We start from the raw sequence: 11,589 nt of genomic DNA, 5'->3' as shown, positions 1-11,589 counted from the left end.
GACGTATAATTTATGCCTTCCAGCGTAGCTTTACGAGCCAGATTGCGCTTACTTCTTACCCGATCCCGCCTGCGAGTGTTTGATCGGGTTTTTTGCTTTAGAGACAGAAATCATGACTAAGACCAACACCGCCCTCAGTACCGAAACCATCTTGCGCGACATTTTGGCACGCCGCATCCTGATACTCGATGGCGCCATGGGCACCATGATTCAGCAATACAAGCTGACCGAAGAAGATTACCGTAGCGAGCGCTTTAAAGATTTTTCCGGGCCAGAAGGTGTGCGCGAACTATTCGTCAAAGGCAATAACGAACTGCTCTCGCTGACCCAGCCGCACATCATTCAAGAAATTCACGAGCAGTACCTGGCCGCCGGTGCCGATCTGATCGAGACCAATACCTTTGGTGCGACGACAGTGGCGCAAGACGATTACCACATGGCGCATCTGGCTTACGAGATGAACGTCGCGTCGGCAAGAATAGCCCGTGCCGCCTGCGATAAATATTCTAGTGCAGACAAGCCACGCTTCGTCGCCGGTGCTCTCGGCCCTACGCCTAAGACTGCCTCGATCTCACCGGATGTGAATGACCCAGCGGCGCGTAACGTCACCTTTGATCAGTTAGTGGCGGCGTATCTGGAGCAAACCCGTGGTCTGGTCGATGGCGGTGCCGATGTGCTGCTGGTAGAAACTATTTTTGATACCTTAAATTGCAAGGCCGCCTTGTTTGCGATTGACCAGTATTTTGAAGAAAGCGGCAAGCAGCTGCCTATCATGATTTCCGGCACCGTCACCGATGCTTCTGGCCGTATTCTTTCTGGCCAAACCGTACCGGCTTTCTGGAACTCGGTACGCCACGCCAAGCCACTCACGATAGGTCTGAACTGCGCACTCGGTGCCACCCTGATGCGCCCTTACGCCGAAGAGCTGTCCAAAATTGCCGACACCTTTGTCTGTATTTATCCGAATGCCGGTCTGCCCAATCCTATGAGCGACACCGGCTTTGACGAATTGCCGGCCGATACTTCGGCCTTACTCAAAGAATTTGCCGAAGCTGGTTTCATCAATATCGCCGGCGGTTGCTGCGGCACCACGCCACCGCACATCAAGGCGATTGCCGATCTGCTACAAAACCAAAAGCCGCGTGTGATTCCCGAAATCGCACCCGCCATGCGCCTGTCCGGCTTAGAACCATTTACGATCGATGCCGACTCCTTATTCGTCAACGTCGGCGAGCGCACCAATGTCACCGGTTCCAAAGCCTTTGCCCGCCTGATCCTTAACGAGCAATACGACGAAGCCTTGGCCGTGGCGCGCCAGCAGGTAGAAAACGGCGCGCAAGTGATCGACATCAATATGGATGAAGCGATGCTCGATTCGCTCGCTGCCATGACACGCTTCCTTAACCTGATCGCCTCCGAACCCGATATCGCACGGGTGCCCATCATGATCGATTCGAGCAAGTGGTCGGTGATAGAAGCGGGTCTGAAATGCGTGCAGGGCAAGGCGATTGTCAACTCGATCTCGATGAAGGAAGGCGAAGAGCAATTTCTGCATCAAGCCAAACTGTGTAAGCGCTACGGTGCGGCAGTGATCGTTATGGCCTTCGATGAAAAAGGCCAGGCTGATACTTACGAGCGCAAGATAGAAATTTGTAAACGTGCCTATGATCTCTTGATCGCCGAATGCGATTTCGATCCTTACGACATCATCTTCGATCCAAATATTTTCGCCATCGCTACCGGTATCGAAGAGCACAATAATTACGCCGTCGATTTCATCAATGCGACGCGCTGGATACACCAAAATCTACCAGGTGCCAAGATCTCCGGTGGTGTCTCGAATGTGAGCTTCTCGTTCCGCGGCAATGACCCGGCACGCGAAGCGATACACACGGTATTTTTATATCACGCGATTCAAGCTGGCATGACCATGGGTATCGTCAACGCCGGCATGATGGGCTTGTATAGCGAGCTAGATCCCGAACTGCGCGAACGCACTGAAGACGTGGTACTGAATCGCCGCGAGGACGCTACCGAGCGCATGATAGAAATCGCCGCCACGCTGAAAGCCGGCGGCAAGAAAGAAGAGGCCACGCTGGAATGGCGTAGCGACCCTGTCGAAAAGCGCCTGTCGCATGCGATGGTGCACGGCATTACCCAATGGATAGTCGAAGACACCGAAGAAGCGCGTATGAACGTGCTCAATAGCGGCGGCCGTCCTATCCACGTGATTGAAGGCCCTTTGATGGCCGGTATGAATATCGTTGGCGATCTGTTCGGCCAGGGCAAAATGTTCTTGCCGCAAGTGGTGAAATCGGCGCGCGTGATGAAGCAGGCGGTAGCGCATCTGGTGCCGTTTATTGAAGAAGAAAAACGCCTGTCGGGCGACAATAAACCAAAAGGCAAGATCGTCATCGCCACCGTCAAAGGCGACGTGCACGACATCGGCAAGAACATCGTCACGGTGGTTTTGCAGTGTAATAATTTTGAAGTGGTCAACATGGGCGTGATGGTGCCTTGCTCAGAAATTCTGGCACGCGCTAAACTGGAAAACGCAGACATCATCGGCCTCTCCGGCCTGATTACGCCATCCCTCGAAGAGATGGCCTACGTCGCCAAAGAGATGCAGCGCGACCCGCATTTCCGCATGCTGAAAATCCCTCTGCTGATCGGTGGCGCAACCACCAGCCGCGCCCACACCGCCGTCAAAATCGCACCCAATTACGAAGGCCCGGTGGTGTACGTGGCCGACGCTTCGCGCTCGGTCTCGGTAGCGCAATCGCTGCTGACACCAGAGAGCCGCGATCAGTATATGGAAGAGTTGGCGACCGACTACGAACGCATACGGGTGCAGCACGCGAACAAAAAAGCCGTGCCTATGCTGACGCTAAAACAAGCGCGCGCGAATAAAATGAAGCTAAGTTTCACGGGTAAAAATACTCCGGTCAAACCAAAGTTCATCGGCCGCCGTATCTTCAAGAATTTTGATCTTGCCACCGTCGCGCAATACATCGATTGGGGCCCGTTCTTCCAGACCTGGGATCTGGCCGGGCCCTTCCCTGCAATACTGACCGATGAAGTGGTAGGAGAGGCGGCCAGCAAGGTCTACGAAGAAGGTCAGGCCATGCTGAAAAAAATCATCGCGGGCCGCTGGCTAACTGCCAATGGCGTTATCGCGCTGCTACCAGCCAATACCGTGCATGATGACGACATAGAAATCTACACCGACGACACGCGCACGCAAGTAGCGCTGACCTATTACGGCACGCGTCAGCAAACCGAAAAACCGCTGATCGATGGGGTACAGCGTCCGAATCAATGTCTGTCGGATTTCATCGCGCCTAAAGAATCCGGCGTAGCCGATTACATCGGTATGTTCGCGGTCACCTCCGGTTTAGGCATAGAAAAATACGAAAAACGTTTTGAAGACGCACACGATGATTACAGCAGCATCATGTTGAAATCTCTGGCAGACCGATTAGCCGAAGCCTTCGCCGAATGCCTGCACGAACGCGTGCGTAAAGACCTGTGGGGTTATGCCAGCGATGAAACCTTAAGCAATGCCGACCTGATCAAAGAAAGCTACCAAGGCATACGTCCGGCACCAGGCTATCCAGCCTGCCCTGAGCACACGGTAAAAACCGAAATGTTTAAGCAGATGCAATGCGAAGAAATCGACATGCACATCACCGAATCATGGGCCATGATCCCGGGCGCAGCAGTATCAGGCTTCTACTTCGCCCATCCTGAATCGAAGTATTTTAGTGTCGGTAAGATTGCGGATGATCAGGTGACGGATATGGCGGTGCGACGGGGTGTGAACAAGGATGAGGTTGAGCGGTGGTTGGCGCCAAATTTGTGATGGGAGTAAATTGAAGCAAATATCGCAAAGAAACAAATAGGCAATTGTTGTTTTTATTTGATTTTTAAGGATTTATATGAAAAGAGAAAATTCCGACGAGCAAAAAATTCAGACAGCATTAGAAAATCCAAAATTTATGTGGAGGACGATCAGTGGAATTTCTAACGAAACAAAAGTATCGACTGACACCGTACGTAAAGTGATTGTTAGCAAAGGTGATCGCGTAGTAATGTCATCTGTGCCAAACACCAAAGGCGAATCCTTATTTGCATCTAGAGAAAAACATCGCCAGCAAACAAGTCCTTTTAAAAGACTGATTTCGGCATTTAAAAATAGGGGCGATTAAAATGACAGATTCGTTTGTATCACCAGTTTTATTTGCTGTATTTGGCGCTTTTGCAACTAAATTTTTAGAACTCGCAGAACTACACAAGCTGCCAAAATCACAGAGACCAGATCTAAAAGATTGGCTTTATTGGTTTTCATTTTTTATCATGCCTGTACTTGGCGGCGGACTTGCATTTATGTATGTATCGTCTGACATTGTGTTAAAGCCTGTCTTAGCTGTCAATATTGGAATTTCTGCACCGCTTATCCTGAGAGCAATGGCTGTAAATAATCCGTTTCAACCAAAAGAAATTATTACAGAACCAGATGCTTAACCTATTCGGCGTAGGTGCGATTAGCGTAGTGTAATCATGTATGTCGCACCACGTGAAATTCCATTTACCTGCCTTGCCAACCCGGTAAGGCGTAATCGTAGGGCGCAATGGGCTTCATCTATTGCGTCGCATGGTATCTCAAAACAGGCAGCGCCAGCGCCCATATTCCATGCGCTTCTTCAAGCACATAGGCCTGTAAGCCGCATGGAATATGCGCGCTGGCGGCATGCTGTTTTTGGTTTGCGGTTGCTAGGTCGTTTTTTTACTTCTTTCGTTGATGTGAGATTGCTGGCCGGTGGTAGACCGGCGGCTACTCCCTTTTCTTGCTTCGCCAAGAAACGGAAGCAAAAGAAGGCGACGCAAAGTCGCTGCCCTTCGGGTGCCCGCCTGTGCAGGTCAAAAAATGGGGAATGAAGCAAACTCGCTGCGCTCAAACAAGCTTCATTCCTAATCCATTTTCTGCCATGCACAAGCGGCAGCGCCACATGCGAAAGGCGAAGGTCAACACATCCGAAGTGCGACTTCCATTCCTCTGCAAACGCAATGCCAACACACATCAAGCTACGGCAATCCGGTGCTTTTGACTTGGGTTTTGACTCTGCTTTTGACTCGAATTCGCATGTGGCGCTGCCAATTGTGCGGGGCGGAAAATGGATTAGAAAGGTTCGTGTTTGAGCGTAGCGAGTTTCGAACTTTTCCCATTTTACGACCTGCACAATTGGGTATCCCGCAGGGACAGCGACTTTGCGGCGCCTTTTTTGGCATACCTTTTTTGGCGAAGCCAAGAAAATGTAAGCAAAAGAAGGCGACCGCAAAACCCGATTTTTTCAAGCACCCTGCCAGCGCGCATATTCCATGCGGGTTCCCAGCCTGCATGGCCTGAGAGCCGCATGGAATATGCGCGCTGGGCTTGCCACTTTTAAAATTCGCCAGATTAAACCGCCACCACTGCCGTGGCCGCTTCTGCCACGATGCGGCGTAACCACTGCACTTCGGCGGCAGCGTGAACGCGCTCATGCCAGAGCATAAAGAACTGCATCTTCGGTATCGCCAGCGGTACCGGCAGCACCGCGATCGGCCAGTCTTTGGCGCATTGCAGGGCGAAGCTGCGGCTAGTGGTAAAGATCAGATCGGTCTTGGCAAGGATCTGCGGCACCATGCCGAAATACGGGATGGTCATGTGTATCTTGCGTTTTAAACCGAGTGCCGTAAGCGCATTGTCGATGATATTGCGATGTCCCAAGGTGTACGGGGACGGTGCCAGATGTTCCATCTCTACATAATGCTTGAGCGACAAACCGTGTTTCACCACCGGATGATTTTGGTGAATCATGCAGACTACTTCATCTTCAAATAATTGGGTCAGATGTAGATGCGCAGGCAGATCCGGCCAGTTGCCGATGACGCAATCGAGCGTACCGTTTTCTAGCGCTGCCACATAATCAAAACCGGCATTCAAGGCATGTACGACCAGACTGGCATGCGGTGCCTGAGTGCGAATTTTTTCAATAATTGCGGGGATCAGCAAGACACTTAAATAATCCGGTGCGCCCAAATTAAATACGCGCTGGGTGCTGGCGGGAACAAACAGTGGTGGCGGGTTGGCGATGCTGTCTATGATCTGCAAACCCTGCTTGGCCAGCACAAATAATTCTTCGCCGCGCAGCGTCACGGTCATGCCGTTTTTACTGCGCACCAGGATGGCGTCGCCAGTAATCTCGCGCAGGCGCTTGAGGGTATTGCTAACAGCCGGTTGTGACTGCCCGAGTTTGATGGCAGCGCGGGTTACGCTGCGCTCACTTAATAAGGTGTGCAAAACCCGCAGCAGATGGGTGTCGAGCTGATCTTGTTTTGGCTTAGTCATGCGGCCTCCGCGGCCAGCACATCGCCATCGACAAAGACCTTAAATTCGCCGGCCCCAAATGGCGTCCAATGTTCATTGCAGGTCAGCGGCGCGGTCGCGATCAGCGCCACTTTATCTTGCGGCGTGGTGACTGCCGCAAAATCGATTGCGATATCTTCGTCCGATAAAGTCGCTTCGCAGAATGGATACTGGCGCACGATATAGTGCAAATTGGTCGAGCAATGGACGAACAGCGCCTCGCCGTTTGAGAGCGTCATATTGAAGGTGCCGTAGGCGGCAATCTCGCTACAAATCTGGCGCAGGAAGCGGCTAATCTCAGCCAGTGGCGGCATACTATCACCAAAGTGTTTGCGCATCTCTTGCATCACATAACAAAAGGCCCATTCGCTGTCAGTGCTGCCGACGGTATGGTAAGCAGCATCTAGCACAGGCGCGAAATTTTTCAGGTCGCCATTGTGGGCAAATACCCAGTAAACGCCCCAGCATTCGCGCACAAAAGGATGGCAATTTTCCAGGCTAACCACGCCCTGCGTCGCCTTACGGATATGCGCAATCACATTCTTCGATTTAATCGGATAACTCTTGATCAGACCCGCAATCGGCGAATCGACCGCGGCCTGATGATCGACAAAATGGCGCACGCCCTTGCCCTCAAAAAACGCAATGCCCCAGCCATCTTTATGCTCGTCGGTATTGCCGCCACGCAGCGCAAAGCCGGTAAAACTGAACATGATGTCGGTCGGGGTATTGCAATTCATTGCGAGTAACTGGCACATGACAGAGGCTAGGAAAAAGAGGATGCATTAGCTTAGCACAGACAGACAAGCGCCCAAGCTTGGGTTATCCTATCTAGCCATTTTTGTGTAAGTTCAAACTTATTTAAGCAGAGGATAGTCATGCTGTTCGTCGTACGTTTTACCGACCTGCCAGGCCAGGGCGCAATCAGAGCTGAATTTTTGCAGCAACACATAGACTGGCTGGCTGAACGGCAAGCGCAGATTAAGGTCGCTGGCTCTTTACGTCATGAGTTGGGCGAGACGCCAGTCGGCGCGCTGTGGATACTTGAGGCTGATAACAAAGCTGCGGTCGAGGCGGCATTTCAGAGTGATCCGTTCTGGCAGCAAGGTTTGCGCCAGAGTGTAGAGATTTACCATTGGTCGAAGGCTTTGCCAGACGTGATCGCTCAGATCTGAGCCGGGGGCAAAAAAAAGCCAGCCCTGCAGAGCGCAAGGGCTGGCTTTTGACTTCATAGCCTGAGCTTAGAAGCGGTGTTGCATACCTACTGTGAAAGAATTTTGGCTAGTACCAAAAGCCGCATCATCGCGTGACACACCGACTATCTTGTCGTTGCGACCCTTGGCATAGGCACCGGTGACATAGATGTCGGTACGCTTGGATAAAGCGTATTTGGCACGCGCGACGAACATACTAGGATCAGCATCGGCTGCCGCTGCTACGTTCTTGATATCCTGATAGTAGTAAGCGCCAGTCAGTGTCCATACCGGGCTAAGCTTAAAGTCGACGCCGCCCCAGAATAAATCGCTGCGCAAATCGGCTGCGCCGCTCGCCAGAGTCTTCTTGTAATTGCGATACGCTGCATACAATTTAACGCTGTCGAGTTGATAGTTGGCAGCAGCGTGGATAGTCTTGGCCTTATCCATGGCACCAGCAGCGGTCGTCACACCATTAACTTGATCAAACGCCAGTGTCGCGGCAAATGGGCCAGCCATATACGCAGCCGCTAAAGCCAGCTTGGCGCTAGAGGCGTTATCGCCTGCCACTTCACCCAGACCATAAGTCGCACCGAGTTTGAAGCTGCTGCTGTCGAATTGGTATTTCAGCATATTTGAAGTGCCGGTCAGCATGCCGTCTTTACGTGAGCCAGTCGCACCGGCCGAAGTCGCCCAGGAATACTGAGGCGCATAACCCATAGGATCGAAAGGCAAGATGAAATCATAGGTCGTGCTATATGAACGACCAGCGATCAGCTTACCGAATTCGCCTTGCAGGCCGACATTGGCTTGACGACCAAACATTTCACCGTCAGTGGCGCCAGTGTCGAGCAAGATACCGCTTTCCAGTTGCATCACTGCCTTCAAACCATTGCCTAAATCTTCGGTACCACGAAAACCCAGACGGGAGGTATTCATACCACCGCTATTGAGTTTGAACTGGCCATCTTTGGCCGCGCTCGCGTTATTGTTGTAGGTCAGATTGGCATCGATCAAACCGTAAATAGTCACATTCGATTGTGCATGTGCCAGGCTGGCAATCATACTGAGCGCCGCAGCGCAGATCAGGCTTTTTTTCATTTTTGAGAGTCTCCAAAAGTAGTCAAGTTAGTGCTTGTGAATTGCTCAGGCGGGAAGCCTTGAGCACATTTTTTTGAGATACAAAAAAATCCCGCAAGGCCTAGGGCTCGCTTTGATCAAGCGCGCCCCCCCTAGCAATCAGCCTCCATGGTAGGCAAGCCTAGCTTTCAGTTAGCTGTCGTTATGGGTTTTAGCTAGTGGTGTGTAGGCGATGCGCAACACAAGGCACTGCCACCGCTCATATTCCATGCCCTTCTTCAGGCACCCTGCCCTGCAGCCCGCATGGGATATGCGCGTTGGCGGCATGCTGTAATTGCATGCATCAATTACAATGATGATTTCGCCCGCCACCATTCCTGATATCGGGTCCTTAACTTTGAGAAAACACAAATGAAATTGTTAGCCTTCGCTGCCAGTAGTAGTAAAAAATCGATCAATCTGCAATTGGTGAAGCATGCCGCCAGCTTGCTGCCTGTTGCGCAGGTCGAAGTGCTAGATCTGAACGATTACGAATTACCCTTATTCAGTGTCGACAAAGAAGAGCAGTTGGGACAGCCGGCCTTGGCACTGGCCTTCCTGGAAAAAATCGCTGGTAGCGATGCCTTGCTGATTTCTTTTGCCGAGCACAATGGCTCGTATAGCGCCGCCTATAAAAATCTTTTCGATTGGTGCTCTCGGATTAATTCCAAAGTTTTTCAGGGTAAGCCTGTGGTGTTACTGTCCACTTCGCCTGGTGCGCGCGGAGGTGCCAGCGTGTTGGCGGCAGCGACTAATTCAGCGCCGTTTTTTGGCGGCCAGGTCAAGGCCAGTCTGGCTATCCCTAGCTTTTATGAGAATTTTGATGTGGCGCTTGGCACCCTCAAAAACCCCGATCTGGAGCAGCAACTGCTGCAGGCGCTGAGTAGCTTGACGGTCTTGCCGGCGGCGTGATACTACCCAGTATATTGGCGGTGCGGCGCATTTTGTTGCTGCACTGCCCTTTCGTGACGACGAGCTGGTGCGCCAATTGGCGAGTTTTACGATCAAGCTTGACTAGCTGACTGGCTGCAAGCCTATAGTGATAGTAAAAATGAGACAGGCCTTAACACTGACTCAATTAGCGTAGGCTCAACTGCTCTACACGATGCACCGCGTACAGCGGCAATTCTGTGTCGTCACTTAGCTTGAAAGTGGCGACCACTTGCACTAGATCTTGCGCCTGTGATTGCAGACTGGCCGCAGCTGCAGCCATTTGTTCAACCAAGGCGGCGTTTTGTTGTGTCGTTTCGTCCATATGATTTACTGCCTCGCCCACTTGGGCTACCCCTGCAGATTGCTCGTCGCTAGCGACGCTTATTTCTGCCATAATTTCGGTCACCCGGCGAATCGAGTTCACGATTTCTTCCATAGTCGCACCTGCTTTATCGACAAGCATAGTGCCTTGCTCTACGCGTTCGACACTATCACTGATGAGTATCTTAATTTCGCGAGCCGCTTCCGCGCTGCGCCCCGCCAATGAACGTACTTCGCTGGCCACCACCGCAAATCCGCGTCCGTTTTCCCCAGCCCTTGCCGCTTCCACTGCCGCATTAAGCGCCAGGATATTGGTTTGAAAGGCAATCGCGTCAATGACGCCGATGATGTCCGAAATTTTTTGCGACGAACTATTGATGCCCCTCATAGTCTCCACTACTTGACCGACTACATCACCGCCCTGTACGGCAATTTTTGACGCACTCACGGCCAGTTGATTGGCTAAGCGCGAATTTTCCGCATTCTGTTTTACGGTAGAGCCGAGTTCTTCCATGCTCGCAGCGGTTTGTTCGAGTGCACTTGCTTGTTGCTCTGTTCTGGAAGAAAGATCTAAGTTGCCTTGTGCAATTTCAGCGCTTGCGCTGGCCACTTCTTCGGATCCTTTACGTACGTTGGATACCACCATGGCCAGATTTTTTTGCATGGCACCGAGATTACTAAGTAAGGTCCCCAATTCGTCGTGCCTCGTGATTATTACATCGCGGCTCAGGTCGCCTTCTGCGATCTTTTGCGCAAGCGAAACAGCTTCTTGCACTGGGACTACAACGCTACGTGGAATCGCCCAGATCAGCGCAAACCCGATGAGGATAATAAATGCCAAGGCTGCCAGCATGGCTTTTTCGGCACTTTTTACCGTTTGTGAGACGGTTTCCGCGGCTAGCGCGGTACCGTTTAGATTGAAGCTCAAAATTGCTTCCATTGCGCTGTAGGCTTCACGAAATGCTGCGGGTGTTTTCTCTGCATAAGCCTGCTTCGCCATCTCTACCATGGCAGGCGTGGCAGCTGTATCAGCGACATCGGCCAAACCAGCTTTCACCAGTTTAAAATAAGTGTCGCGCTTGCGCTGATAATCGGCAACCAAAGCTTTTTCTGCATCGCCTTGGGCTGCATTTTCTGCTGTATAAGTGAGTAAAGTCGCTAGATAGACTTCGGTGGCTTTGCTCAGTTTGGATTCGATCTCTTGTAATTCTTTATTAAAAACAGCCGCATCAACTGCGCCTCGGCCAGCCATATGGTCACTTACCAGCAGATAGTGATCGCTAACGTAGCCTTTCATTTGCCCCAAATTTCCTATAGCCGGTATCCAGGAAGAACTGACTTCGCTAGACTCATATTTGATCGAAATATTTTGATACAATGAATTGGCTGCGCTCAGAACAGCAAGCAATAAGATCAATGCTAAGCCAGCGGTAATGCGGAAACGTATGCTTAAATTATTCATAATGTCAAAAAAAATAAATGCAAATAAAAGTGTCGTAATCGACGTTTAAAATCGAGAAATATCACAGGGTTTTAGCCCATATACGTGCGCTTCTATACAGGAAAATGGGCTAATTTCCTGATCGCATAGACGCTGACAAAACAGCCTTATATTTT

9 protein-coding genes are annotated in these 11,589 nt (G+C 51.3%); 5 read left to right on the top strand and 4 right to left on the bottom strand.

Features of this window, described 5'->3' with window-relative positions; translation table 11 throughout:
• Window positions 1-112: 112 nt before the first annotated feature.
• The 3 genes from metH to EJN92_RS09295 all read left to right on the top strand — a co-directional run bounded on the left by metH (window position 113) and on the right by EJN92_RS09295 (window position 4,524).
• Window positions 113-3,862 carry a methionine synthase gene (gene metH, locus EJN92_RS09305; RefSeq protein WP_126127566.1) on the top strand — a complete coding sequence of 1,250 codons (3,750 nt, stop codon included), beginning with the start codon at window positions 113-115 and terminating at the stop codon, window positions 3,860-3,862.
• 76 nt (window positions 3,863-3,938) lie between these two features.
• The gene (locus tag EJN92_RS09300; RefSeq protein ID WP_126127565.1) at window positions 3,939-4,208 is read left to right on the top strand and encodes a hypothetical protein; all 270 of its coding nucleotides are present in this window, start codon (window positions 3,939-3,941) and stop codon (window positions 4,206-4,208) included.
• A gap of 1 nt (window position 4,209) precedes the next feature.
• Complete coding sequence (locus EJN92_RS09295; RefSeq protein WP_126127564.1) at window positions 4,210-4,524, top strand: hypothetical protein; 315 nt, start codon at window positions 4,210-4,212, stop codon at window positions 4,522-4,524.
• Between the two features lie 934 nt (window positions 4,525-5,458).
• Here EJN92_RS09295 and EJN92_RS09290 read toward each other — a convergent pair.
• Window positions 5,459-6,388 carry a LysR family transcriptional regulator gene (locus EJN92_RS09290; protein WP_126127563.1) on the bottom strand — a complete coding sequence of 310 codons (930 nt, stop codon included), beginning with the start codon at window positions 6,386-6,388 and terminating at the stop codon, window positions 5,459-5,461.
• Entirely contained in the window at window positions 6,385-7,164 is a 780-nt protein-coding gene (locus EJN92_RS09285; RefSeq protein ID WP_126127562.1) for a class II glutamine amidotransferase, read from the bottom strand. Before EJN92_RS09285 ends, EJN92_RS09290 begins: the two co-directional genes overlap by 4 nt.
• 120 nt (window positions 7,165-7,284) lie before the next feature.
• Here EJN92_RS09285 and EJN92_RS09280 point away from each other — a divergent pair, with 120 nt between their 5' ends.
• Complete coding sequence (locus tag EJN92_RS09280; RefSeq protein WP_126127561.1) at window positions 7,285-7,581, top strand: YciI family protein; 297 nt, start codon at window positions 7,285-7,287, stop codon at window positions 7,579-7,581.
• Window positions 7,582-7,647: 66 nt separating this feature from the next.
• Here the strand turns inward: EJN92_RS09280 and EJN92_RS09275 are convergent, their stop codons facing one another.
• A complete protein-coding gene (locus EJN92_RS09275) occupies window positions 7,648-8,700 on the bottom strand; it encodes a porin (protein ID WP_126127560.1) in 1,053 nt (350 codons plus the stop codon).
• 390 nt (window positions 8,701-9,090) lie between these two features.
• On the opposite strand from EJN92_RS09275, the gene EJN92_RS09270 reads away from it, so the two are divergent.
• Window positions 9,091-9,630 carry an NADPH-dependent FMN reductase gene (locus EJN92_RS09270; protein WP_126127559.1) on the top strand — a complete coding sequence of 180 codons (540 nt, stop codon included), beginning with the start codon at window positions 9,091-9,093 and terminating at the stop codon, window positions 9,628-9,630.
• Window positions 9,631-9,796: 166 nt separating this feature from the next.
• Here EJN92_RS09270 and EJN92_RS22070 read toward each other — a convergent pair whose 3' ends face one another.
• Window positions 9,797-11,434, bottom strand: coding sequence for a methyl-accepting chemotaxis protein (locus EJN92_RS22070; RefSeq protein WP_126127558.1), 1,638 nt, complete (start codon window positions 11,432-11,434; stop codon window positions 9,797-9,799).
• Window positions 11,435-11,589 lie beyond the last annotated feature (155 nt).

This window comes from Undibacterium parvum, from assembly GCF_003955735.1.
Classification (GTDB): Bacteria; Pseudomonadota; Gammaproteobacteria; order Burkholderiales; family Burkholderiaceae_D; genus Undibacterium; species Undibacterium parvum.
Note: the sequence above shows the minus strand (reverse complement) of the source record. Positions and strands in the feature narration are given on the sequence as shown.